At 55.0% G+C, this 25,150-nt stretch carries 22 protein-coding genes; 9 read left to right on the forward strand and 13 right to left on the reverse strand.

The annotated features are described in order from the left end of the window. The first annotated feature begins 88 nt into the window (after nt 1-88). From Q0711_RS02695 to Q0711_RS02715, 5 genes are all read left to right on the forward strand, one after another. The gene (locus Q0711_RS02695; RefSeq protein ID WP_298615570.1) at nt 89-2,353 is read left to right on the forward strand and encodes a ribonuclease R family protein; all 2,265 of its coding nucleotides are present in this window, start codon (nt 89-91) and stop codon (nt 2,351-2,353) included. 36 nt (nt 2,354-2,389) lie between these two features. After that, nucleotides 2,390-3,385: a methionyl-tRNA formyltransferase gene (fmt, locus tag Q0711_RS02700; RefSeq protein ID WP_298615571.1), complete on the forward strand. Its 996-nt coding sequence runs from the start codon at nt 2,390-2,392 to the stop codon at nt 3,383-3,385. Nucleotides 3,386-3,517: 132 nt separating this feature from the next. Further along, the gene (locus Q0711_RS02705) at nt 3,518-3,841 is read left to right on the forward strand and encodes a ribbon-helix-helix domain-containing protein (RefSeq protein WP_298615573.1); all 324 of its coding nucleotides are present in this window, start codon (nt 3,518-3,520) and stop codon (nt 3,839-3,841) included. Nucleotides 3,842-3,890: 49 nt separating this feature from the next. Then, nucleotides 3,891-5,420 carry an AAA family ATPase gene (locus Q0711_RS02710; protein WP_298615607.1) on the forward strand — a complete coding sequence of 510 codons (1,530 nt, stop codon included), beginning with the start codon at nt 3,891-3,893 and terminating at the stop codon, nt 5,418-5,420. Nucleotides 5,421-5,540: 120 nt separating this feature from the next. After that, complete coding sequence (locus tag Q0711_RS02715) at nt 5,541-5,894, forward strand: DUF1257 domain-containing protein (RefSeq protein ID WP_298615575.1); 354 nt, start codon at nt 5,541-5,543, stop codon at nt 5,892-5,894. 109 nt (nt 5,895-6,003) lie between these two features. Here the strand turns inward: Q0711_RS02715 and Q0711_RS02720 are convergent, their stop codons facing one another. Next, nucleotides 6,004-7,608, reverse strand: a complete 1,605-nt coding sequence (locus Q0711_RS02720; RefSeq protein WP_298615577.1) for a radical SAM protein — start codon at nt 7,606-7,608, stop codon at nt 6,004-6,006. Next, nucleotides 7,609-10,272: a type I DNA topoisomerase gene (topA, locus tag Q0711_RS02725; protein ID WP_299041502.1), complete on the reverse strand. Its 2,664-nt coding sequence runs from the start codon at nt 10,270-10,272 to the stop codon at nt 7,609-7,611. Between the two features lie 184 nt (nt 10,273-10,456). On the opposite strand from topA, the gene Q0711_RS02730 reads away from it, so the two are divergent. Further along, complete coding sequence (locus Q0711_RS02730; protein ID WP_298615582.1) at nt 10,457-11,224, forward strand: amino acid ABC transporter ATP-binding protein; 768 nt, start codon at nt 10,457-10,459, stop codon at nt 11,222-11,224. Here the strand turns inward: Q0711_RS02730 and Q0711_RS02735 are convergent. Both Q0711_RS02735 and Q0711_RS02740 read right to left on the reverse strand, forming a co-directional pair. Then, entirely contained in the window at nt 11,221-11,733 is a 513-nt protein-coding gene (locus tag Q0711_RS02735; protein ID WP_298615609.1) for an inorganic diphosphatase, read from the reverse strand. The two genes, Q0711_RS02730 and Q0711_RS02735, sit on opposite strands and share 4 nt — an antisense overlap. Before the next feature lie 100 nt (nt 11,734-11,833). Further along, on the reverse strand, nt 11,834-13,039 hold the full coding sequence (locus tag Q0711_RS02740; RefSeq protein ID WP_299041504.1) for a hypothetical protein: 1,206 nt from the start codon (nt 13,037-13,039) through the stop codon (nt 11,834-11,836). Nucleotides 13,040-13,156: 117 nt separating this feature from the next. On the opposite strand from Q0711_RS02740, the gene Q0711_RS02745 reads away from it, so the two are divergent. Next, nucleotides 13,157-14,563, forward strand: a complete 1,407-nt coding sequence (locus tag Q0711_RS02745) for a type II CAAX endopeptidase family protein (RefSeq protein WP_298976466.1) — start codon at nt 13,157-13,159, stop codon at nt 14,561-14,563. Here Q0711_RS02745 and Q0711_RS02750 read toward each other — a convergent pair. Continuing rightward, nucleotides 14,531-15,307, reverse strand: coding sequence for an SDR family oxidoreductase (locus Q0711_RS02750; protein WP_298615588.1), 777 nt, complete (start codon nt 15,305-15,307; stop codon nt 14,531-14,533). The genes Q0711_RS02745 and Q0711_RS02750 overlap by 33 nt on opposite strands. A 68-nt stretch (nt 15,308-15,375) precedes the next feature. Here Q0711_RS02750 and Q0711_RS02755 point away from each other — a divergent pair, with 68 nt between their 5' ends. Beyond that, complete coding sequence (locus Q0711_RS02755; RefSeq protein WP_298615590.1) at nt 15,376-16,266, forward strand: alpha/beta fold hydrolase; 891 nt, start codon at nt 15,376-15,378, stop codon at nt 16,264-16,266. On the opposite strand, the gene Q0711_RS02760 is transcribed toward Q0711_RS02755, so the two are convergent. The 8 genes from Q0711_RS02760 to recN form a co-directional block, all read right to left on the reverse strand. Then, a complete protein-coding gene (locus Q0711_RS02760) occupies nt 16,263-17,216 on the reverse strand; it encodes a heme o synthase (protein WP_298615593.1) in 954 nt (317 codons plus the stop codon). The genes Q0711_RS02755 and Q0711_RS02760 overlap by 4 nt on opposite strands. 22 nt (nt 17,217-17,238) lie before the next feature. After that, nucleotides 17,239-18,177, reverse strand: a complete 939-nt coding sequence (locus tag Q0711_RS02765; protein WP_298615596.1) for a COX15/CtaA family protein — start codon at nt 18,175-18,177, stop codon at nt 17,239-17,241. 142 nt (nt 18,178-18,319) lie between these two features. Beyond that, nucleotides 18,320-18,877 carry a hypothetical protein gene (locus tag Q0711_RS02770; protein WP_298615598.1) on the reverse strand — a complete coding sequence of 186 codons (558 nt, stop codon included), beginning with the start codon at nt 18,875-18,877 and terminating at the stop codon, nt 18,320-18,322. 62 nt (nt 18,878-18,939) lie between these two features. Next, on the reverse strand, nt 18,940-19,959 hold the full coding sequence (gene csaB, locus Q0711_RS02775) for a polysaccharide pyruvyl transferase CsaB (protein WP_298615601.1): 1,020 nt from the start codon (nt 19,957-19,959) through the stop codon (nt 18,940-18,942). Then, a complete protein-coding gene (locus Q0711_RS02780) occupies nt 19,956-20,651 on the reverse strand; it encodes a CbiX/SirB N-terminal domain-containing protein (protein ID WP_298616978.1) in 696 nt (231 codons plus the stop codon). Before Q0711_RS02780 ends, csaB begins: the two co-directional genes overlap by 4 nt. Beyond that, nucleotides 20,648-21,916, reverse strand: coding sequence for a histidine--tRNA ligase (gene hisS, locus Q0711_RS02785; protein ID WP_298616979.1), 1,269 nt, complete (start codon nt 21,914-21,916; stop codon nt 20,648-20,650). Before hisS ends, Q0711_RS02780 begins: the two co-directional genes overlap by 4 nt. 41 nt (nt 21,917-21,957) lie before the next feature. Further along, complete coding sequence (locus Q0711_RS02790; protein WP_299041509.1) at nt 21,958-22,284, reverse strand: resolvase; 327 nt, start codon at nt 22,282-22,284, stop codon at nt 21,958-21,960. 102 nt (nt 22,285-22,386) lie between these two features. After that, nucleotides 22,387-24,111: a DNA repair protein RecN gene (recN, locus tag Q0711_RS02795; protein ID WP_299041512.1), complete on the reverse strand. Its 1,725-nt coding sequence runs from the start codon at nt 24,109-24,111 to the stop codon at nt 22,387-22,389. Between the two features lie 150 nt (nt 24,112-24,261). Between recN and crtR the strand changes: the two genes are divergently transcribed. Then, nucleotides 24,262-25,149: a beta-carotene hydroxylase gene (crtR, locus tag Q0711_RS02800; RefSeq protein ID WP_298611606.1), complete on the forward strand. Its 888-nt coding sequence runs from the start codon at nt 24,262-24,264 to the stop codon at nt 25,147-25,149. The last annotated feature ends 1 nt before the right edge of the window (nt 25,150 follow it).

Raw genomic sequence — 25,150 nt, forward strand, 5'->3', positions numbered from 1 at the left:
GACTTCTGCAACTGTGATAAGCTACAGTTTGGATACTTGATACCAACAACGCTACATCCGCTGTTGCCCTTCCTTCACCGAGTTACCGATGCATTTTACGATTGCGAGTCTGCTTGCCAACTTTAGCGAAGATAAATTCGTTGCCCCCAAAGTTCTCGAAAAAAAGCTCGGCTGCGATGATCCTGAGAGCCAGCGAGAACTGGAAATTGCCCTTGATGCCCTAGAACGCATTGGCCTCCTGATCAAAGAACGGGGCAAGTATCGCCGTGCCGGTGATGAGGGCTTGATTGAAGGGCGGCTGCGCTGCTCCAGCAAGGGCTTTTGCTTTGCTATTCAGGAGACCGAGGGCGCTGAAGATATTTTTATACGCGAGCATCAACTCAGTACTGCTTGGAATGGCGATCGCGTGCTGGTGCGGGTCACCCGTGAGGGCCGCCGCAAGAAATCTCCCGAAGGGGAAGTGAAGCTGATTTTAGAGCGGGGAAATCCCTCGGTGATTGCCCGGGTTAAACAGACGGAAGACGGTTTTCGGGCTATCCCCCTTGACGATCGCCTGCTCTTTGAAATTGCCCTTGAGCCAAATGACCTCGTGCCCGATCTATCCACCGTCGTGGATCAACTGGTGCATGTAAACATTCGCCGCTATCCCTTGGGGGGATACTTGCCCATAGGAGAAATTGGCCAGATTTTAGGCACGGATGCCCAATCGGCCCCTGTCTTAGACCTGATTTGCTGCAAGCATAACCTCGTGCGGCAATTTAGCCCAGCGGTGCGCACAGCGGCAGCAACGTTGAATGCCCAGTTGGCGGATTTGGATTTAAGCGATCGCCAAGACTTGCGGGAGTTGGTCACCATTACCCTAGTTGCCCCCGGTCAAGAACCCCAAGTCGCTTTTTCCCTTGATCCCCTCACGCCGAACCTCTGGCAGTTGGGAATTCACATCAGTGATGTGGGAGGTCTGCTCCCCCGCGATGAATTGCTGGATCGGACGGCACGGCGACTGGGCATGACCTTGGCCACCCCTGAACTGAGTCTGCCCCTCCTCCCCCAGGAGCTGGAGATGCTGCGCCTCCTGCCAGGGAGCGATCGCGCGGCAATTTCCCTCCTAATTGCAATTGACAACAGCGGCACCGTCCAGTCCTACAAGATGTACCGCAGTCGTATCCGCGTGGATGCCTGTGTTACCAGTGAGCAGGTCGCGGCCACCCTTGCCTTGGGAGATAGTTCGGGCGATTGGCTGCGTGCCCTGATTCACCTTGCCCAGGCCGTCAGTCAGCAACGCCAGCAACGGGGCAGTATTGAAATCCCATTTGCGGATGCCTTGAGTCTTGCCTATGCAGACGAGGGTCTAGCACCCGCTATTTCCCTACCCCAGGTTACCCCTTGGACAAGTTTAGTCGTTCTTGCCAATGAATTAATTGCCCGTCATCTAAGGAAGTTGGGTGTGCCTGCCCTCTACCGCATCCAGCCTGTCCCCGAACTCTACGCAGTGCAGGATTTTCTCAAGCTCTGCCAAAATCTGGGCTTGCCCTTGAGTCTAGAGAATCCCTCCCAAGTTACCCCACGCGACTGTCAGCGCTTTATGGCCCAGTTGGCCACCTCAGATTTGGCACCGCTGTTGCAAGAACTCTTACTGGATAAACTCAAACCCGCCAGTGATGCCAGTGTGCCACTACCCCACTTTAGCTTGGCCACTGGGGAAGGCTATGGCCACTTCTGCTCTCCTTTGCAACGCTACACCGACATTGTCAATCAGCGCATTTTGCATCTTCTGCTCACGGAGGGGCGCGATCGCCGCGGTCCACGGGCCAAGGAGCGCGTTAATCTCGGTGACTCCGCTTGTTTAGAGCAAGTGAACTGGTCGGTTTTCACCACCGATGTCCAGCGCGAGGTGGATACCCTCCTGAACGAACTGGTTCCCCACCTCCAAGAGCGGGAGCGGCAAACCTACACGGCTTGGAAAGATTTGGTGGGTCTGCAACGGGTGCGTCAAGTCCAAGCCTGCATCGGTGAAGTGCGTCCCGGTATTATTACGGGGGTACAGTCCTATGGCTTCTTTGTCGAACTGATTGATTTTAATGTTGAGGGCTTAGTTCATGTCAGTTCCCTCAAAGATGACTGGTATGACTACCGCGCCCTTGCTCAAACCTTGACGGGCCGACGCAACCGATTGCGTTACCGCTTGGGCGATCGCGTTGAAGTGCTGATTAAAAATGTGGACTCCTATCGTCAGCAGGTGGACTTGATGGTAATTAGTGGTGGCTCCCAAGCCTCAGAAGAAGACCTCAACGGCAGCGGTGATGTTGGGGAAACCGCTATCCCTCCCGAAGCAGAAGCCCCTGACGATCTCTAAACCAGCAGTGGATGTTTCGCAGGGAGTGGGCAGCGGTTGAAAATCGTCTATTTTGGCACACCAGAGTTTGCCCTTCCGCCCCTACAGCGGCTGCTGGAAACGGAGGCCCATCGGGTCTTGGGGGTGGTCACCCAGCCTGATCGGCGGCGGGGACGGGGCAATCAAGTGTCTCCTTCGCCGGTGAAGACCTTAGCCCTCAACCACGGCTTAGCGGTCTGGCAACCTGAGCGGCTGCGTCGAGAGGCAGAGTTGCCTGACATCCTGCGATCGCTGGCCGCCGATTTCTTTGTGGTGGTTGCCTACGGTCAACTTCTGCCCCCGTCAATCCTTGAGATTCCCCGCTACGGCTGCCTCAATATCCACGGCTCACTGTTGCCCAAGTATCGCGGTGCAGCTCCCATTCAGTGGGCACTCTACTACGGTGAACGGGAAACCGGTGTAACCACAATGCTCATGGATGCCGGCATGGACACAGGCCCGATGCTCCTGAAGCGAACAGTGACCATTGAGCTAGGGGATAACGCCGCTACCCTCAGTAGGAAGCTCAGCCACATTGGTGCCGATCTGCTGCTGGAAACGTTGCAGCAATGGGGGCAACTTCACCCCGAACCGCAAAACGAGGCTGAGGCCACCTATGCTCCCCTCATCCAAAAAAGTAACTATGCCATTGATTGGCGGCGATCTGCCCTCGCCCTCCACAACCAAGTGCGCGCCTTTTATCCCTATGCCTACACTCAGTGGCAAGACACCCCCTTGAAACTGCTACAAACGTGGCCGTTAGTACCTGAAGTTGCTGCGGAATTACCCGAACCCTTACGGTCTTTTGTCGGTGCGCCCGAGGTGTCCGCTGCTCCTGGCACCGTGGTGGAGCTGATTAAGGGATGGGGACCTGTTGTCCAGACGGGAGAGGGGCGGCTGCTGTTGAGTCAAGTGCAGTTGAGTGGCCGCAAGGCCCAGTCAGGGTGGGATTTTGTCAATGGTGTGCGGCTGGCGATCGCCACCCAGTTCGGGACGGCACCATCACTCCTGTAACTGAGTTTTAAGCAAGCGGGGCTTAATGTAACTAAATATTACGATTTTGCCGTTTTGACAGCACTGTGCCTTGACACCCCTTGGAGTGGCTCACTACACTGACACACATACCTAGGTACGTCTCTAACCCCTATGGAAGATAAGCAAAAGGTTACGTTGTATCTGTCCCCCGATGTGCACCGCCAGCTAAAAATTGCCGCTGTGATCGAGCAGGAAACGATGTCTACCCTTGCGGAACGTGCCATTGAATTTCTGCTGGCTCACCCAGAAGTCTTCGCGGAATACGCAGAGCAAAAGCACGGTAATGTGCATCGGGTCTATCACTGCCCAAAATGCGCCAGTGCCCTTGTCCTACGGGGGGATGAGCTAACGGCCTTGGTCGATCAGCCGACGGTGATTGATGAAGATAGCCTCAGTGTTCCCTCGCTCTCCGTGGAGTTGGTGTCTGCCCGCTAAGCTAAGGGCGGGGGTATCGGGTCAACCTTGAAAAAAGGAGGTGATGGCTGTGCAAGAAGAGTTGAGTATCCTAATCCAAGCGCAATATCCACTGATCTACCTCCTGACCTCCGAAGAAGAGCGGGCTGAGCAGGCGATCGCCAGCATTGCCCAAAGCCAAGTCGGGTCTCAAGGGCGGTCTCCCCGCAAGCTCTACATCTGGACGGTGACCCACGGCATGGTTGAGTATGGTCATCCCCGCAACAACAGCCACCATAACACTGTCTCACCGGAGGCCGCGATTCAATGGGTTGTTCACCAACGGGAACCGGGCATCTACGTCTTTAAGGATTTGCACCCCTTCATTGATTCACCCCCTGTAACTCGCTCCCTGCGGGACGCGATCGCCAGCTTCAAGAACAGCCACAAAACCATTATTCTCATGTCCCCGGAAGCGGCGCAGCGGATTCCCGTCGAACTGGAAAAAGAAATCGTCGTCGTTGACTATCCCTTGCCAAGTATCAACGAACTGGATCAAGTCCTAGGGGAGCAACTAGATCCTCGCAGTCGTCGCCTCACCCCCGAAGCCCGCGAAAAACTGGTTAAAGCCACCCTTGGCCTGACGCGGGATGAAGCCGAAAAAGTCTTTCGCAAAGCCAAAGTTACCGCCGGTCGCCTCACCGAAGCCGAGGTGGACATCATCCTTTCCGAGAAAAAGCAACTCATCCGCCGCAACGGCATCCTGGAATACATGGAAGTGGATGAAACCATTGATTCTGTGGGCGGTCTAGAGGAACTCAAAACTTGGTTGCGGCAACGCGCCAATGCCTTTAGTGAAAAAGCGCGGGAATACGGCCTACCCCAACCCAAGGGGATGCTCATTTTGGGCGTGCCCGGCTGCGGGAAGTCCCTCATTGCCAAAACCACCTCTCGCCTTTGGGGTCTACCGCTGCTGCGCTTGGATATGGGGCGGGTCTATGACGGGTCAATGGTGGGACGCTCCGAAGCAAATTTACGCAACGCTCTGAAAACTGCTGAATCCATTTCCCCTGCCATTCTCTTTATTGATGAAATGGACAAGGCCTTTGCCGGTGGAGCAGGCTCTTCGGACTCCGATGGCGGTACCTCTAGCCGTATCTTTGGCTCCTTCCTGACTTGGATGCAGGAGAAAAAGTCTCCCGTCTTTGTCTTGGCGACGGCCAATCGCGTCGAGCGCCTCCCCGGTGAATTCTTACGCAAAGGCCGTTTTGATGAAATTTTCTTTGTGGATTTGCCCAATGCCGAGGAGCGCAAGGAAATCTTTCGCATTCACCTGAGCAAGCGTCGCCGTGATATCGATCGCTTTGATCTAGAGCAACTGGCCAATATCTGTGATGGCTTTTCCGGTGCCGAGATTGAGCAGGCCATCATTGCCGCCATGTACGAAGCCTTTGCTCAAGGGCGCGAGTTTACCCAGTTAGATATTATTGCCGCCAGCCGTGCCACTCAACCCCTTTCCAAGACGATGCAAGAGCAGGTCACGGCACTTCGCGATTGGGCACGCCAACGGGCGCGTCCGGCGGCTGCTTCAGTGGCTGAATACCAGCGACTGGAGTTCTGACAAGCTTCCTTCTGTCTGCCCTATGCAGACGGGAGAAAGACCCGACCACAGGGGTTTGGTTCGCCATAAATTGTGGTTCATTCAGTCCAATGTTTCTGTCTCAATCTGGAGGAAATCCACATGTCTCACTTCAGCACCCTGCGTACGAAAATTACCGATGCTGAAATCCTAAAAGCCTCTCTGCGCGATTTGGGCATTGCGGTGAAAACCGATGCCGACGTGCGGGGTTACAACGGCCAACGTGTGCGCGCCGACATCGTCGCTGTTCTTGACGGCGAGTACGATCTGGGCTGGTCCCGCAACGCCGATGGCACTTTTGATCTGATTGCCGATCTCTGGGGTGTGGCCAAAAAACACAACCAAACTGAGCTAATCAACTCGATCAACCAAAAATATGCCATCAACAAAACCTTGGCTGAGGTGAAGCGCCCTGGCCTTCAGAACGCCAACGTCAAGCTCGTGGTGCATAGCTAATCCTGTTGCCAATTGCTTTGTACGGTCTAGCGCGCGTTCCCAAGTAATCCGCCGGCCGACTCCCCAGGGGTCGGCCTCTTTTTTATCTCCATTTGGATTCATGTTGCATTCATGAACTGGCGATCGCCCGCTTGAGATGATTTTGCAGGGTTTGGCTGGGCAGGCCACTCTCCAGATGCTGCCACGGTAAGATAGTCTCCACTGGCCAATTGGCAGTGACGTAGGCTTCAAAGTCCGGCAACTGTCCCCGCAGCTCCTTAAAAGCACGGCGATAACTGCCGAGGGAAGTGCCATAGTGGCGAACCCGCTCTAGGAGGGGAGCCAGCCGGCGATCGCCCCGCGAAATTAAAGCTTGAATCAGCGAGTCACTATAGGATTCGGGACGAAACTCTACCCCCAATTTGGCCAACTCTTTTTTTAGAAACTTGAGGCGTTTTTCGGCCACAGGTTGAACGCCCCACCACTGAAAGGGAGTGTGGGCTTTGGGCACAAAGGTACTACAGCCTAGGGTGAGTCGCAGTCGCGGCGCTATTTTTTTCAATTGGCGAAAGAGATCCACTGTGGCTGCAACATCGGCATCAGTCTCTGTGGGCAGTCCCACCATGCCATAGAACTTCAGCCCCTTGAGGCCACCGGCTTGGGCATGGCTGGCGGCAGCAAGAATCTCATCGGTCTCAAGCTTTTTGTTAATCACTTGGCGTAGGCGTTCAGAGCCTGTTTCAATAGCAATTGTCAGTGACTGACTGCCCCGTTGACTCAAGAGTTGGGCAAGGGATTCCGTGACCGTATTTGTGCGCACAGAGGCCAAACTCACCCGCACATGGTCAAACTGCGGCTGACGTAAATATTCCATCAAGGCGGGAAATTCGGGATGTTGGGTAATGGAGGCACCCAAAAGTCCTAGGCGATCGGTGACCGCTAGCCCCTGCTCAATGGCGGGAATCAGGGTTTCTAAGCTCGGTGTGCGAAAGGGCAACGTCAAATAGCTGGCCAAGCAAAAGCGACATAGCTCTGGACAACTGCGCACCACCTCCACCATGTAGATCTTTTCCCAAGCCGCAAGGGGGGTAACCACTGTGGAGGTGGCAAGGCTCTGGCCGCGATGCACTTGTTTGGCCACCGTAGGGGGTACCGTGGACTTTAGCGGTTCAATTCCCTGAAGGGGGCCGGTGGCACTGGCATAACTGACCGCATAGAGACTGGGGACATAGAGGCCGGGCAATTGGGCAAGGGCTTCCAGCCGTTGCGATCGCGGGGCAGTGCGCACCTGAGCCACAGTGTTCAGAAACGGCTCTAGGAGTGGCTCCGCATCCCCCAGTAAAATCACATCAAAGAAATCCGCAAAGGGTTCAGGGTTGGCCGTCAGGACAGAACCACCGCCAAAGACAAGGGGGTGGCTCTCTTGGCGATCGCGCTGCCAAATCGGAATGCCCAGCCGCTCTAAGAGCGCCAACAGATTGCCGTAGTCCAACTCCCACGAGAGGGAAAACCCCACCAACTCTGGATCCCGCGGCAGTGGCTCCTGTACATCCGTAAAGAGACGGCTTATCGCCACATCGGCACGGCTGGCCAGTTGCGCCCACACCAGTTGATACCCCAAGCTAGTAATGCCAACGCTGTAGGTATTGGGAAAGCCGTAGATGATGCGCAGCGCCTCTGGGCGGGGGCGCGATCGCTCAAAGAGAAGGGTTTCAGCGGCAAAGGGGGAATTCATCTAGGTTGGCGTTGACTTACGACGGCTGGTTTTTGTGGTCTTAGTGGCCGCCTTTGCAGTAGCCTTTTTTGTTGTTGATTTTGTTTTCGGGGCGGTGGCCGTTGACGTGCGGCGGGTTTTCTGGGGGGCTTTTTCCGCCAACAGGGAGAGGGCTTGCTCAAGCGTCATTGTCTCTGGCGTCACCCCCTCCGGCAGTGAGACATTCACCTTACCGTGGTTGACATAGGGACCATAGGGACCATCTAGAACTTGCACCGGCTCCCCATCCTCGGGGTGGTTCCCCAAAATCGCTAGCACCTGTTTCTTGGCACGGCCGCGACTGGATTTTGGAGTTGCCAGTAGCTCTAGGGCACGCTCCAGCGTAATCGTATAGACATCATCCTCCCCCTTGAGGGAGCGATAGTCCTTTTCACCTTCAGGGTCATGGACAATGTAGGGGCCAAAGCGGCCTTGATTGGCTTGAATCAGTTTGCCGGTTTCGGGATGAACTCCCAATGTGCGGGGCAGTGACAAGAGGGTAATTGCTAAGTCGAGGGTGACTTCATCGGGACTCACTCCCTTGGGTAGGGAAGCCCGTTTTGGTCTTGGATTGGCCTCGGTGGCTTCCCCCAACTGCACATAGGGACCAAAGCGCCCCGTCAGCAAGAAGATCGGTTCCCCAGTCTCAGGATGCACCCCCAGCTTGTCCGGACCTTCTAGTTTCTGGCGAATGAGTTGCTCTACCTGTTCACGGGTAAGGCTACCGGGCGTGGCGTCTTGAGGCAAGGAGGCCTTAATGGGTGGACTGCCGTTGCCATTCCGATAGACAACAAAAGGCCCAAAGCGCCCCACCACCACTTCCGCATTCAGTTCCGGCAGGGGGATTGCTCTTGCTTCCGTGGCCTCAATCGTGCGCTCCCGCTCTTTCACCTGCTGCTCAAGACCATTTTCACCTAGGTAGAAAGATGCAAGGTAGGGCTGCCACTGCACCTCCCCCGTGGAAATATCATCGAGGGCTTGCTCCATCCGCGCCGTGAAGTTAATGTCCACTAAATCGGGAAAGTATTTCTCCAGCAGAGCGGTAACGGCAAAGGCGGTAAACGTGGGTTCAAGGGTATTGCCGCGGCGAATAGCATACTCGCGGTCTTGGATCGTGCTGATGATTGTGGCGTAGGTGCTGGGGCGCCCAATGCCGGCTTGTTCGAGGGCTTTGACAAGGCTCGCCTCGGTGTAGCGCGGCGGCGGCTGCGTTTCGTGCCCAACACTTTCAAGGGCTTGGCAGCGGAGAATATCCCCCACCTGCATTTGCGGCAGAATCACCTCTTGACTTTCAAGGGCGGCATCGGGATCATCGGATCCTTCCACATAGGCACGGAAAAAGCCCGGAAAATCAATGCGCTTCCCGTGGGCACGGAAGAGGGCATCCCCGGCCGTAATTGAAACCGTTAGCAGGGTCACACGGGCATCGGCCATTTGGGAGGCTATCGTGCGCTTCCAAATCAATTCATACAGTTCCAGTTCCCGATCCTTAAGTCCTGTTTCTTGGGGGGTCTGAAACCGGCTGCCGGCAGGCCGGATTGCTTCGTGGGCCTCTTGGGCACCCTTGGTTTTGGTGGTGTACCGGCGCGGCTGCGGCGACAAAAAGGCTTTGCCGTACATCGCTTCCACACAACTGCGCGCAGCAGCGATCGCCTGCTCCGACAGATGCACCGAGTCGGTGCGCATATAGGTGATATAGCCCTCTTCGTAGAGCTTTTGGGCAATGCGCATTGTCTCTTGGGCCGAGAGGTGGAGTTTGCGGTTGGCCTCCTGTTGCAGGGTCGAGGTGGTAAAGGGGGGAGCAGGTTTGCGCGTCTGTTGGCGTTCCTCTTGCTCCGTCACCGTCCATGTTTCTGTTAGCAGGCGATCGCGCAGGGCATTGGCCGCCGCCGCATCTAAGAGCAAGACCGCTTCGGGATTGCGCACCTGTCCCGTGGCCGGATCAAAGTCACTGCCTGTGGCCAAGCGTTGACCGCCGACACTCACCAAACGGGCTGGAAAAAGCGTGCCCCGTTGATCTAAGGTGGCTTTGAGATCCCAAAATTGCCCCTTACGGAAGGCCAGTCGTTCCCGCTCTCGTTGCACTAATAGGCGCACGGCCACCGACTGCACTCGTCCGGCTGAGAGGTGGGGGGCAATCTTCCGCCACAGCAGGGGTGACAGGGTATAGCCCACCAAGCGGTCGAGGATGCGCCGCGTTTCTTGGGCACGCACCAGTTGTTGATTGACATCGCGGCAATTGCGCAGCGCTTCTTGGATCGCCTCTTCCGTAATTTCATGGAAGACCATCCGCCGCACCGGCACCTTTGGCTCCAATAGTTGCAGCAAGTGCCAACTAATACTTTCCCCTTCGCGGTCTTCATCGGTTGCCAGCAGGAGTTCGTCAGCAGTTTTTAGGGCAGTTTTCAGGTCTTTGACAACTTTTTGCTTGTCTTTGGGGACAATGTAGAGGGGTTCAAAGCCGGCAGCAACATTCACCCCGAGGGTTGCCCACTCTTCCCCCTTGAGTTCGGGGGGCACATCGGCCGCGCTGCGGGGCAGATCACGGACATGACCCATCGAGGCTTCCACGCGATAGTCCGGGGGCAAAAATTTGCGAATGGTACGGGCTTTTGTCGGAGATTCAACAATGACAAGGGTGGACATAGCAGATGCTGCGGGATGGGTTTTTCGGCACTCTCAAGTTTAGCGATCGATCATAGAACTGTGTTCTCCCACCGTATCATGGGGAGCAAGGAGAAGTATTTCCCCACTATTGATAACCCTAGCCCAACCAATTGGCGATGGGGAGAATCTGTTTAGTCAGCATAGCGGTTTTTAGGAAGCAGCGATGACTCAGCGTGGGGCAGCCCCAGAAATCGTGATCCAAACACGCCACCTCAATAAATATTTTGGCGATCGCCATGTCCTCAAGGACATTAACTTCACGGTTGCTAAACAAGAGGTGGTCGCCCTCATTGGCCCCAGTGGTTCCGGCAAAAGCACCTTACTCCGCTGCTTGAATGGATTGGAGACGTACCAATCGGGAGAGATTTTCATTCTCGGCCATTACCTGCCGCCGACACCAACCCCTCAGCAACTGAGAAGAATTCGCCGTCAAGTGGGCATGGTCTTTCAGAGCTTTAACCTCTTTCCCCACATGACGGTTCTGCAAAACATTATTGAAGCCCCCATCCTTGTGCGCAAACTCCCCCGCCGTGTGGCTATCGAAATGGCCGAACGTTTATTGGCGAAAGTGGGTTTGCTGGACAAACGGGATGCCTATCCTCGGCAACTCTCCGGGGGACAACAACAGCGGGTGGCGATCGCCCGCGCCTTGGCCATGCAGCCGGAGATTCTCCTCTTTGACGAACCCACCTCTGCCCTTGATCCGGAACTGGTGGGGGATGTCCTCGCTGTGATGCGACAACTGGCTGAAGAAGCCATGACCATGGTGGTGGTCACCCACGAGATGCAGTTTGCCCGTGAAGTCTCTTGCCGCGTCGTGTTTCTTGCCGATGGCCAAATTATTGAGGAAGGGTCGCCCCAAGAACTGTTTCGTCGTCCAAAACAGGAGCGAACCCGCGTTTTTTTAGAGCGTGTGCTGGTTAGGCACTAACCCTTGTAGGCCTTGATGCATTTTTCCACAAGGGCCTGCACGGCATCCACATCCTGCCAGCCGAGAATTTCAGTCACTTTTTTTTCCAGATTTTTGTAGGTGCGGAAGAACTCGGCAATTTCTTCAAGGCGGTGGGGCGCAATGTCCTTAAGGGATTTCACCTCAGCATAGCGAGGATCATCAGCAGGCACACAGAGAATTTTCTCGTCGCGATCGCCACTGTCAATCATCTCCAGTAAGCCAATGGGGCGGGCAGGAATCACACACCCCGGAAATGTCGGCTCATCCATGATCACTAAACCGTCGAGGGGATCGCCATCCTCCGCCAACGTATTGGGAATAAACCCATAATCATAGGGATAGGTCACCGCTGAATAGAGGACGCGATCGAGGGCAAAGACATTCATTTCCTTATTAAACTCATATTTATTGCGGCTGCCCCCCGCAATTTCCACCAGCACATTGACAATACCCGGCTTAGGTTGGGCAGGAATACGGCTTAGATCAATACCCATAGTAACGATGTCCACGCAACAAGTCTCCATTTAACCGACTTGCGGACCCTGAGGCAAGGATCCGATAGAGAGGCTACTCCTAAGGCCGTCGGAGCTATGCAGACGGAGCACTTCCCTTGGAAGGATTTTGCGCAAGTAACACCGGCCATAGCCCCCAAAGGGCAAAGAAAAGGAACAGAAGGCCATAGCGATGGGATAGGAAACGGAAGTCTAGCTGCTGGTTAAGAATACTCATCAGAAGCACACCACACACCATTGGCAGAGTCTGAACCGCTGCACAGCAGATCATGAAAGAACGTAGTAAATTTGCCGTAGGCACCTTGACTAAGTGAAGTGATAGGAAAAGAGATACAAGTAATGTCAAGAGAATAATTCCAGTGCTGACAAATGGCAGGGAAGCATTCAGCTCATTTAATTTATTACCAGCAAAAAAAGGCGGAAATGAATTGGGCAAAACAAGATAAAATGGCATTACAATAGATATAAATGTCAGTACAGAAACAGATAAGTAAGTCAGAGTGACTGCTAGTCTTCGGCCACTAGCGCGCCAGAAAAGAATGAATATCAATGGTAGTAGTGTTAGAAAATTACTGCGCGAAGCTAGGGCAATTCCTGTAAAAAGACTCGTGCTAATTTTTGCAGAAAGTGACGCAGAGGGTAAAGCTTTCATTTGTAGAAAAATTGCTGTTAAAACATAGATACTATTTGCAATCAAATCGCCACCTGAAATATACTCGTACTGAAATGCCGGTGATAAAACCGACAAGAATATGAGCATTATAATAGCTGATACATAACTTTCTAAGTATATGGTTGTCAAAACAATGAATACCCCTAGCCAAAATAGATTTTGATAGGCGCTGTTACCCAGTAAGATAAATGGTGAAGCGATTAGTATAGCTCCGGGTAGAGGTGTTATCTTTCCACCTAAGTGAGTGTTTGCAAAATAGGGGTATCGTCCTTGCATCAACTCCCCAAAAGCAATATTCAATGCTTCATCGCGATCGCTACCAATTCCAAGAAGACCTTCGTTTTCTATCGGATAGAGAATCCAAAAGCAAGCAATCCCAAAACCAATCACACAGATAAGAATAGCAAAGTAAAACTTAGAAACAAAAGAGAAAATTTGAGATCTGAGTTTGAGAAGGGACACCAAGGTCACTGTAATAATAGTGAGATAACTCAAAATACCAATTAAGCCAAAATATTTTTGCACCAATGCTGTGGAGGGAAGAGAAAAAAGGAATACAAAAGAGACGCAAGCAATTGCCAAGGATACTTTGGAGTCATTGTTACTCATGGCATTAAACTGAAATACAGCTCCGTGTCTAAAATGACACAAAAGGAGGATCACTCGATTGATCTATTAGGTCGCTTTCCGCTAAGGTTTTGGGAAGTCCTTTGTCAGCTTTGCCCTATGTCTCTCAAACGGTTGGTGCTTGCTGCCCTCAGTGTGGTAGTGGCTGCCCTGATTACGGTGTCGTTGGTTGGGAGTTACCTCGAACCCCAAACCCAAGGGCAAATTAACCTCTTACAAACCAATTTGTCGCTACAAGCCCACGAATGGCAGGAGTTAGGGGATGTGGCCACCCGCGATCGCCTGATAGGGAATGTGCAAAGCGCCATTGAAGCCTACGAACAGGTACTGGCCACTCCCACGCCCCAAAACCAACGGCTGCGTCTTGAATTAGGACTCCTCTATGCCGATGCCGGCCAGCGCGATCGCGCCTTTGACACCTGGCAACACCTGATCAACGAGGCGCAAGGGGCAACCCACAGTACCGCGGAGGTGCTGATGGGGTTATGGGCAGATCCGCCCCAATTGCTGCCCGATGCTGAAACATTGATTAAAAATGCTCTCCAGGGCTGGTTTCGCGATCGCGCCCTTAAACGCCTGTATGAACTGCAACAGCGACCCGATGCCCTTACTGCCTTGACCACCGCAGTCCAAAACCGCGCCCAAGCCGCCTTCTATCGCCTTGTCCTCATTGGTACCACCCCTCTCCTAGGCAGTTTAATTGGCATTGTTCTTTGGATTGTCTGGATCTATCAGCATCTGCGGCGCCGCCCACAGGAGCAGCCGCTACCTCCACTCACGGCAGTGCCTTGGGGTTGGGAAACCCTTTGGGCAGGCATGGTGATCTGGTTTGCCCTCTTTTTTGCCATTAGTTTAGTGCTCATGCCCTTGGTGCGCTCCTTCATCGGTATGGCGTTGCCGCTGCGCTCTGCCATGGCACAAACCCTCTATGCCTTGCTGACTTACGCCCTGATGACCTTGGCGGGGTTGAGCTGGCTCTGGTACTTTCTGCGTTCCTTTGGTAAGCGCCCTTCGGATTGGTTACGCTGGCAGGGGGGAGTAGGGGGTGCCCTGCGTTGGGGTGTTAGTGGCTATCTGGCTGCCCTGCCGCTTGTGCTCTTGAGTTCATTGATTAGTCAAGCACTGCTGAAAAACCAAGGGGGCGGCAATCCGCTGCTAGAGATCATTTTGCAAAGCCGCGATTACACCACGTTTGCCCTGCTCTACGTCATGGTGGCAGTGATGGCTCCCTTCTTTGAGGAGATTCTCTTTCGGGGGTTCTTCTTTCGTTCGGTGCAATCCTATCTGCCCTTGGGAATGGCCATGGGTTTAACGGGGCTGCTGTTTGCGATCGCCCATCTCAACCTAGCCGACCTGTTGCCCCTGACGGTTCTGGGGACAGTGCTGAGTTACATCTACTGGCGATCGCAAAACCTCGGTGCCGCCATGGTGCTCCACAGCCTCTGGAACAGTGGCTCCTTTTTGGGCTTGCTCCTATTGAGCGGGGGGACGGAAGCGGGGTTCTAACTGCTGCACCAACCACTGACGCGGCACCAGCCGACTGGCAAAGGCAAGGAAGCGATTGGCAGGCTGACCGGGAATGATCGTGGCCACATCGGTTGGCAAAGCGGCAAGGGTTTCGGCAACTACCTGTGCAGGGGTATCCTGCTGGGCAATGAGGGCCGGATTGCGGAGCATATCGGCGCGCTTAAAGAATTGCGTAGCCGTAGGCCCAGGGCAGACGGCCAGGACACGAATTCCTAGGGGTTTAACCTCTGCCCAGAGCGCTTCGCTAAAGTGGCGCACAAAGGCTTTGCTCGCGGCATAGACGGCAAGATAGGGCAGCGGCTGAAAAGCGGCAATGGAGCTAACGTTAATGATCGTGCCCTGGCGCCGCGGGCGCATTTCTTGGAGCACCAGATGGGTGAGTTCTACCAGTGCCGTGATGTTCACTTGGAGCATGTCGGTTAATTGCTGGCGATCGCGCTCCCCAAAAGCCCCATAGTCCCCAAAACCGGCGTTGTTAATCAGCATATCTACGCTTAGCCCCAAGGCTTGAATCTGCCCATAGAGCTGGACAGCAGCACCGGGTTCACTTAAGTCTTGGGGGATACACACGACCGGTACCTGTTGGCTAAGGCGAGCCTTGAGCGCCTCTAGGGCGTCGAGGGAACGACCCGTAAGGATGAGATGATGCTGGCGATCGGCCAACGCTTGGGCAAAGGCTTGCCCCAATCCCCCCGTTGCCCCCGTGATCAGTGCAGTGGTCATAAAATTGTTACGAAAAGTAAAGATCGCTATCTTAAAAGTAATACATACTCGATTAGGGAAGAGGCAGCATGACCTCCACGCTCTCAGCCACCGCAGCTTTTCCCACCGCAGAGTGGATGTGGCGCGGCCATCGCATCTGCTACAGCGTCAATGGCAGTGGTGCTCCCGTCGTTTTGGTGCACGGCTTTGGCGCCTCGATTGGTCACTGGCGCAAAAATATCCCTGCCCTTACCGCCGCCGGTTACCGTGTCTATGCCCTTGATTTGCTGGGATTTGGTGCTTCGGCAAAGCCGGATTTAACCTACAGCTTGGATTTGTGGGCAGAACTCCTGGCAGACTTTTGGCAAGCCCATATTGGTGAACCCGTAGTTTGGGTGGGCAACTCCATTGGCGGTCTGCTGTGCCTGATGATGGCCGCTCGCTATGGCCACACCTGTCGCGCTGTGAGTGTCCTCAACTGTGCCGGGGGACTGAACCACCGTCCCAATGAATTGAATTGGGCGCAGAGCCTCTTTACGGCCATTTTTCGCACCTTGGTGGCCTCTCCCGTCATCGGCCATTTGATTTTTCATCAGATTCGACAACCCGAGCGCATTCGTCAAACCCTGACGCAGGTCTATGCCAATCCCGAGGCCATTACCGATGAATTGGTAGAACTGCTGCATCGCCCGGCTATGGATGCCGGCGCCAAGGAAGTGTTTGCCCGCGTGATTTCAGCCCCGCCCGGACCAAAAATTGTGGATTTGCTTCCAGAAATCCAAGTGCCGATTCTCGTGCTCTGGGGGGAGGTGGATCCCTGGACACCGATTTCAGGGGCAAAGCACTTTGAAGCCCATCAAGATCGGCTACCAATTCGCATTGAACGGTTACCGAATACAGGTCACTGTCCCCACGACGATCGCCCGGAGTTGGTGAACCCAATTTTAATTGAATGGTTGCAGCAGTTGGCGCAAGCTTAACTCAAGAGGCAAGCAAGGAGATCGAGACTTTCGGGCAAGTGGGGCAATAAAATGCGATCGCCCACCATGGCGGCACACAGCAGCATCAGGTAGAGAATCGAGAACTTAAAGAGATTACGTGCCTGTTCTTTGTCCTCTGGAGTCTGGGTTAACTGCCATGCGCGGTAAATAAACCAACTGCCTAGGGCGATCGCCACCCCACCATAGATCCAACCCACCACACCACAGGGGTAAACCAACAACAGGCTGGTGGGTACCAGCGCCAAGGTGTAGCGGAAAATTTGCTGTGCCGTCACGCGATCGCCATCCACCACTGGCAGCATCGGCACTCCCACGCGGGCATAGTCCTCTTGAATCAGCATTGCCAACGGCCAAAAATGGGGCGGCGTCCAGATAAAGATAATGGCAAACAGCACCCAAGCTGCCCAACTCAGTTCTCCTGTGACTGCTGCCCAGCCCACCAGAGGGGGAATCGCCCCGGCAGCACCGCCAATAACGATATTTTGCGGCGACAAGCGCTTCAGCCAGTGGGTATAAACCCCCACATAAACCGCAATTCCCACCATGGCAAGGCAGGCACTTAGAAGATTGGCAAACACCGCCAAAAGACTAAAGGCCGTTGTTGCCAAGAGCACTGCCAGAAACCCGGCTTCCCAAGGAGTAACTCGACCTGCCGGCAAAGGGCGATGGCGCGTCCGCTCCATGATGGCATCAATGTCGCGGTCATAGAGACAGTTAATCGTATTCGCTGCTGCCGCCGCACAGGCACCACTGACAAGGGTAATCAGGAGCAGTTGGGGAGCCACCCGACCTTGGCTTGCAACTTCCATGGCCGCCGCAGTCGTAATCAAAAAGAGGAGAATTAACCGAGGTTTGGTGAGTTGGACATAGTCCAGTAATTTTGTTGAAAGATCTCCCGTTGAGGAGGAAAGTCTGGCTAGGAATGTCATGGGAGCCTCAAGATTTCAAAACCTATGCTTCAGGGAAGCGGGTTGGCGATCGCAAGGCCTGCTGTAAGCAATCGCGCCACGCCAATGCGGAAATGGCAACCAGCAACCCCAAGAGGGTGGCGCCAATCACTTGATGGGCAACGGTGAGTGCTGGGACTTGTAGCTTCAGTTGTAAAGTGCTCCACCCCAAGGCCACTTGCAGACCCACCAGCGGCAGGAGCAAGAAACTCAATTGCCGCAACAGGGGAGCCAAAGCTGGGCTGCGCCACGCCACAATCACAACGCTGAGGACGCTCAGGGTGGCCGGGACAACGCCTATTAGATGGCTATTGAGCACTCCACACAGGCGATCGCCATAGAGGCACTGATGTACTGCCCACTGCGACGACACCAAGCCGCCCAACAAGCTTTGGCCATAGACACATATAGCGGCGATCTGTACGACAATCCGCAACCAACGGGCGCTACCCGTACCACTAAAGGGAGCCAAGCCAACGGTGATTGCCGTTAAAAGACAAAAGAAGAGCAAGCCTGTACCAAGGTGAGCGGTGACAATTTCAAAGCGCAGCAACTCAGTCACCGTGAGTCCGCCGAGAATCCCCTGCACAATCACAAGGCACAGTGCCGCCCCAGCAGCGTAGGGTACCCAAGGAGACAACGCCTGTCGCCAAGCCACGCTCAATCCTGCAAAGGCGATCGCCAGCAGGCCTAAACTCGTGGCCAGCAGACGGTGAAACCACTCTAGAAAGATCTGCAGATCCATTTGCGGCACCAGCGTGCCAAAGCAGAGGGGCCAATCGGGACAGGCTAAACCGGCATCCATTACCCGTGTGGCACTGCCCACCGCCATCAAAAAGAGGGTAAAGACCGTCATCAGCAGAACGAGGCGAAAAATCCACTGGCGACGGACACTGGGATCACTGCCTAGGGTCAAGGGTGGAACATCAAAAGGACCCAGCACAGATGTTTCCTCGACAGCAACAACTCCTTCATGGTAAAGAAGCTAAAGGGGGGATCACGGCCAGGGTGAAAATCTATAGCTTTTCTTTAAGTTTTCGCTAGAGTATAAACTTTTCTTGCAATTTTTTGCTGAGTTGGGCTATCTAGAACGATGGCTCGCTGGCACTGGGTTGGCTGCGCAAAAAGTGGAGAAAATCCAAGAGTTCTTCATCGGTGAGTTGCTGGCGCGATCGCTTACCATAGCGTTCGAGTAAACAGGCACGGCCTTGGGCTTCTGTCCATCCCAAGCGTTTCATTTCCGCGGTGGTTTGGGCAATTTCATCCGCCAGATCCACAGGCTCGCGCTTGGTGGGCGGCTTCTCGCTCGCTGACTTACTACGGCGGGGGCTGGGAGGGGTGGTGGGTTCTAGGAGCAGCTCGGTATTGCTGGCCTCTGACCAAGGAGCCGCCTCCAGGGCTGCAGGGGGGCGGGGAATCAGTTCTGCTTCCGTTTGCACAGGCAGGTGAATTCCCAAAAGTTGCAGGGCGCGCTGGCGGGCGCTATCTTCCGCCTGTTCTAGGGTCGGGGCAGCGGCCATCCCCGTAGCTAGAACGGTGTCCCCCACTAAGAGGGTCGTTTTGACAATGAAGAGACCGTCATGAATTTGCAATAAATCGCTAACAATGCTGCCGGTGGGATAGCGGCGATAGAATTCGTTCATGGGGGGCCGCAACAAAACGACGCATCGAGTTAATCTTATCCTATCCTTGCTGGTGGGCTGGCCTAGAGCAGATTCAGCACTGCCCGGTGAACCGCCGCCGACCGCAGGTAGGGTTGATAGTCGGGCAGGGGGGCTGAAAATGTCTGCTGCCATTGCTGAACCAAGGCAGTGGGGTCAGGGGGTAATGCCTCCAGTTCAACGCCGGCCATACCCGTATCGGCCATTAAGTAACTCACCTTGGGATCGTAGCTGAGGGCAAAGCAGCGACAGCCAACACTGGCCGCCATAATCAAGGCATGCAGGCGCATGGCGATCGCCCCTGCCGTTGTCGCCAGGAGTCCCTTCATCTCGCGGGGATCTTCACAGGACACGAGTTGCGTCTGCTCAGGAACCAATGCCCCATAGAGATCCTCAGCCAAGGGCAAATCCTGTTGAGGTTGAAAGGGCAACAGCAAAAGCGGCACACCTGTTTCTTGCTGCCACTGACGCAAGGCCATTTTCAACAACTGCCAGCGATCGCCCGTCAGGTGCCGATGGGGACGCAAGCAAACTGCAATCGCCCTCTTTTCCTGAGGGGGCGCAACAGGACGCGCCGACAGCAGCCACACGGGATCAGCTCCCTGTTGATGGGGAATCCCCCACTGCCGCAGGAGGGCGGCTGATCCGGAATCCCGCACCGTGACGGCCAGACAGCGGCGGAGAACTGCCCGTGTCCACCCCCGATAGACTGGCGATCGCAGCGGTCCAATCCCCTGTGCCCAAGCAATCGTGCGACAGCCAAACCGCTGTGCAAGGGTCATTAAGCCCAAGTAGTAGAGGGGACTCCGCCAACTGGTTACATCCTGAATGAGGCTGCCGCCGCCCCAAATAAAGGCTTGGCTCTGTTGGAGGGTGCGCAGTACCTTGCGCCACCGGCGGCGATCGCAGGTGGCAACGCCATAGCGGGCTGCCGTGGCTGCCGCATTGCCGCTGAGAACCACGGGCGAAACGTGGGGCGGCAACTGTTCCAAGAGCGTCGCCAAGAGGGCTTCATCCCCGGCATTGCCATAGCCGTAGTAGCCACAGAGAAAGACTTGAGTCATCCCACAGGCTCCACCAGCGGCACCGCTTGTAGAATCTGTTGCAGCACGTTGATCAAGGCGCGGGTGGGCTGAATGGCGGGCACCCAAGAAATGGAGTGATGGGGATACCTAACTTGCAGCCTTGCCACTTGCTGGTGCACTTGGTTGACGGTTTTCCCGCCAAAGAGAAAGTAGCCATAAATTTTGCTACTGGTGTGGCCTTCGGCTATCCGCGCCTCAATGGCCTGATCTAAACTTGTTGCTTGCGTCAGCAGTGCTGGCAGCACCCCACAGGTCTGACACAGCGCCTCAAACCAAGGGAGAACCTCAGGCCGACGACTGCCGTGGCCAAGGAGAATGTGGGCGGATTCATGGGCGATCGCCAATTGTAACCACGCCTGAAAGAGGGGCTGTCCCCCCAAAAAAGGAAGCAATTCGATGGGAAGCACAGCGTTGGCTGCTGCGATCGCCGGCGGCAGATCCACCACCACATGGTTGCCCGGCAACAAAAAGAGGGGCAGGATCACCAGTCGCTCCGCTCCCTGACACTGTGCCTGCTGACTAAACTGGCGAATCTGCTCAGGCAGCGGTGCCCCTTCTAGGGTGCCCCATCCCACCTTACCTAGGCCGGCCAATTGCTGGCAGAGAAATGCCAGTGCCTGCTGCGGCACCGGGTCAGGACTGCCGTGGCTAATGAGGAAGTAGGCCGTCATGCCGAAGCAAAGAAGCGCGATCGCCAGTTCTCGCCCAAGAGTTCCTGCTGCGGGACTAAGACTTGCTCGCCGGAGGCCAACCACTTCACCTGTACGGTGCGCTCCGTAGCTTCACTCTCGCCAATGACCAGACACACCGTGGCACCGACGCGATCGGCACGTTTCACCTGCTTAGCAAAGGCGCTGCCGCTAAGATCCACTTCTACGGTGTACCCTTGACGGCGCAACTGCTGGGCTAAAATCAGCCCCTGCCGTTCGGCGGCTTCGCCGCGCGTCACCATATAGAAATAGGGTTCCGCCCGTGGCGGTAAAGGGTGCTCCCGCAGGAGTAAAATCAACCGTTCTAGTCCCATGGCCCAGCCAATGGCAGGGGTGGCAGGTCCTCCTAACTCCTCCACCAGGTGATCGTAGCGACCCCCCCCACAGACCGTTCCCTCATTGCCCAAGCTTAAGTCCTGAAATTCAAAGGCAGTGTGGGTATAGTAATCCAGACCCCGCACCAGGGCAGGGTTAATCTGGTAGCGAATGCCGAGATCTTGCAGAAGGGATTGCACCTGCTCAAAATGGTGGCGGGATTGCGGACTGAGATAGTCCAATAGACGAGGGGCTTCCTTGACAATGGCTTGGGTGCGCGGGTCTTTGCTATCGAGAATGCGCAGCGGGTTGCGGTGCAGCCGGTCTTGGGAATCGGGGTCTAAGTCGGCTGTGTAGGGCGTGAGGTAATCCACGAGGGCTTGGCGGTACGCCCTGCGATCTTCGCGATCGCCCACAGAGTTGAGCATGAGGGTTAACTCTTTTAGTCCCAAAGCCTGCAGGATCTCTAGGGCCACGGCAATCACCTCCGCATCGGCGCGGGGATCAGCACTCCCGAGCACTTCTACCCCCAACTGGTGAAACTGGCGATAGCGACCTGCTTGGGGGCGCTCATAGCGAAACATCGGGCCTAGGTACCACAGGCGTTGCACGCCCCCTTGGCTATGGAGGCCATGCTCGATATAGGCGCGAACCACCCCTGCTGTGCCTTCGGGGCGCAGGGTTAACGACCGCTGAGCGCGATCGCTAAAGGTGTACATTTCCTTGCTGACAATATCGGTGGCTTCCCCAATCCCCCGCTCAAAAAGAGACGTGTACTCAAAAATGGGGGTGCAAATTTCGCGGTAGGCGGCGCGATCCAGAATCTGGCGAGCAGTGGTTTCCAAGTACTGCCAATAGACCCGCTCGGCGGGCAAAATGTCGCGCGTTCCTCGGGGTGCTTGCAAACCCATGGGGCAGGAGTGAGCAAATGAAACAGACGTATTATACCTGCCTAGCTCCCCAGTAACTTCTCCACTCGCTCCAGAATCTCGCGCATGTGCCTTAATTCCTCTAAAATCTCCCTCAGGAGGTCGGTGGTGGGATTGGGGGGAATGGTTTTCAATTCCACATGGAGCGTGGTAATGCCCATGACATCGCGGGCAAAGCGCGCCACTTCGTTGGGGTGAAACAGCAGCGGTTCGCGGCGAGTTTTGCGATGCTCTGGGTTGAGGCGTTGGGGATCAAAGGGGGGATTGAGGGTGTCTTTACTGGTATTAACGTAGCGGTAGATGGAGGCACGGGAGCGGCGGAGAATTTGCTGTACCTGATCCATGGTCATTAGCTCATCCCCCTCCCCCCAGTGGGCAGAATACTGCATTGAGCATGACCAAAGGGTAATGGGGCTATCAAATTTACTCTAGATAACGCAGAAATGACTCTGTTAAGTTTTCATTGTTACTTCTTCTGAGTCTAGGGTAGTGGAAGAGGGGCGATGTTGCTGCGCCAACAAACCACTCGCAAAAGAGAGTGCCACAGTGGAGCGATCGCCCCCCGCCAAATCCGCAAGAGCTTGGATACGTGCCTCATCGGTTAAGTAGTGTACAGCGATTGTCGTTGTTGAGGTGGTTGAATCAATATCCTTGTGCACCAGATAGTGGTGATCAGCTGCTGCTGCAATTAAGGATTGATGGGTAACGCACAACACTTGATGGGTTTGACCCAAGCGGCATAAGCTCTCGGCAATTGCCGCCGCCACTCGTCCAGAGACGCCCGCATCAATTTCATCAAAAATCAATGTCTTTGGTGTTTGTTGGGTCGTCAGACAGGTCTCCAGCGCCAGTAAAAAGCGACTCATTTCACCGCCAGAGGCAATCTCCCCAAGGGGTTGCAGGGGCTGGCCGGGGTTGGCGCTCCAGAGAAAGGTAATCTCGTCGGCACCGGCGCTAGTCACCTCCGTGGGTGTAAGCTGAACCGCAAACCGGGCTTGGGGAAGGCCAAGGGGTTTGAGGTGCACTAATAGGTCTTGCTGTAGCTGCTCGGCTGCCTGTTGCCGCAGCTGGCGGAGTTGGGCGCTGGCTGCTTCAAGGGCCTGTCGCAGTTGGGTAACTTCTGCTTCTAAAGACTCTTGGCTTGTGGATTCTTGACTCAGGGCTGCTAATTCTGCTTGGCTGCGATCGCGATAGGCAATGACACTGGCCAAATCAGGGCCATACTTGCGGCACAACCGTTGAAGTTGGTGAATCCGCTGACCTAGGGCTTCCAGGGTGGCCGGATCGGCGTCAAGGCGATCAGCATAGCTGCGCAGTTGGCGGGCGGCTTCCGTCGTGTGGGCGATCGCCCCCTCCAACAATTCGCCAATGGGCTGAAGCTCTGCATCCCAGTCGGCAATCGCTTGCAATGCCCCTTGGGCTTGCGCCAGCAGGGTCACCACACTGGGTTCCCCTTCGTAGAGAAGGTGATAGGCCCGCTGACTTTGAGCTTGCAGTTCCTGCACATGGCTGAGGCGTTGATAGTCCTGTTGCAACTGGGTCAGTTCCTCAGGATCGTTTAGAGCAGCAGGCAGCAGTTCTTGGAGTTGAAGGCGCAGCAAGTCCAGGCGTTGGAGGCGCTGCTGTTCTTGAGCAGCAAAGTCTTGCCATTCTCGCTGCCGCGCCTGCCAAGCACGATAGGCTGCTGCCACCCGCTGCCGCTGAGCTATTAAGGCCTCGCCACCATAGCGATCGAGCCAATCCCGCTGTTGGGCAGCACTGGCCAGTTGCACCGCCTGTCCCTGGGCAGTAAGGCGCACAAGGTGTTGCCGCAGTTCCTGAAGTTGTTGGCGATTCACCAGCACACCGTTGACTCGACTGCGACTGCGAAAGGTCTCTCCCCTAAGGCTAAACTCGCGGGTGCAGATTAATTCATCGCCTTCAGCATCAATTTCTAGGATGGACAGCCACTCTCTGACCGGGGGGGTAATGGTGAAAATGGCCTCAATACAGCCCTGCTCTGTCCCCGATCGCAACTGCCGTGCCGAGAGCTTGCCCCCCAGAAGGGCATCAATCGCATCAAGGAGAATAGACTTGCCTGTCCCTGTTTCCCCTGTGAGGACATTCAAGCCCCGCTGAAAGGTCACCTCTAGCTCTGCAATGAGGGCAAAATTCCGAATCCGCAGCGTTTGTAGCATTGTGGCTCCACGAGAGCAACAGTTCTAGGGCAATCCTTGGGAAAAGAGCTGCAACCCACTTTTAGGATCGTGCGACTTGATTTTGTACCGCTGATTAGCCTACATAGTAGAAGGTAACATTTTGCAACAATGTGAGGAGCAACCGCGCGGATGATCACGGAGGTAGCCATCCCGACCACGGTTCCCAAGGAATTTTTAGGTCCCCCGCTGGGCTTTAATCCCACACTGGTGATGTTTTTTGCGGCATTTGCGATCGCCCTTCTCTCCACTTGGGGTCACTTTCAAGGGCATTGGCCGGGCTGGATTTCCTTTGGGGCAAATATGTTGGCCTTGCACTTGATGGGCACAGTGATTCATGATGCCTCCCACAATGTTGCCCACAGTAACCGGATTATGAATGCGATCATGGGTCATGGCAGTGCTCTGATGTTAGGGTTTGTCTTCCCTGTCTTTACCCGCGTCCACATGCAGCACCATGCCCATGTCAATGATCCCGAAAACGATCCTGACCATTACGTTTCCAAAGGGGGGCCGTTGTGGCTGATTGCTCCTCGCTTCTTTTACCATGAGGTTTTCTTTTTTAAGCGGCGACTTTGGCGAAAATACGAACTTCTAGAGTGGTTTCTCAGTCGCCTAACACTGGCAGGGATTGTCACCTTGGCGGCGGTCAATGGCTATTTAGACTACGTGCTCAACTACTGGTTTTTGCCGGCGGGGGTCGTGGGTCTAATGCTGGGTCTATTTTTTGACTATTTTCCCCATCGCCCCCACATAGAGCGCGATCGCTGGCACAATGCGCGGGTTTATCCCAGTCGCCTTCTAAATATCTTGATTTTCGGCCAAAACTATCACCTGATCCATCATCTCTGGCCGAATATTCCCTGGTACAAACTGCAGCCGGCCTACTATGCCACCAAACCCCTGTTGGATGCCCACGGCTGTAAGCAGACCCTTGGTATATTTGAACCGGGGAATTTCTTGCCCTTTCTCTACGATGCGTTGGTGGGCTTGCACTTCCATCGCCCCCGTTCTTCTTGAG

The sequence above is a fragment of the uncultured Thermosynechococcus sp. genome (assembly GCF_937958135.1).
GTDB lineage: Bacteria > Cyanobacteriota > Cyanobacteriia > Thermosynechococcales > Thermosynechococcaceae > Thermosynechococcus.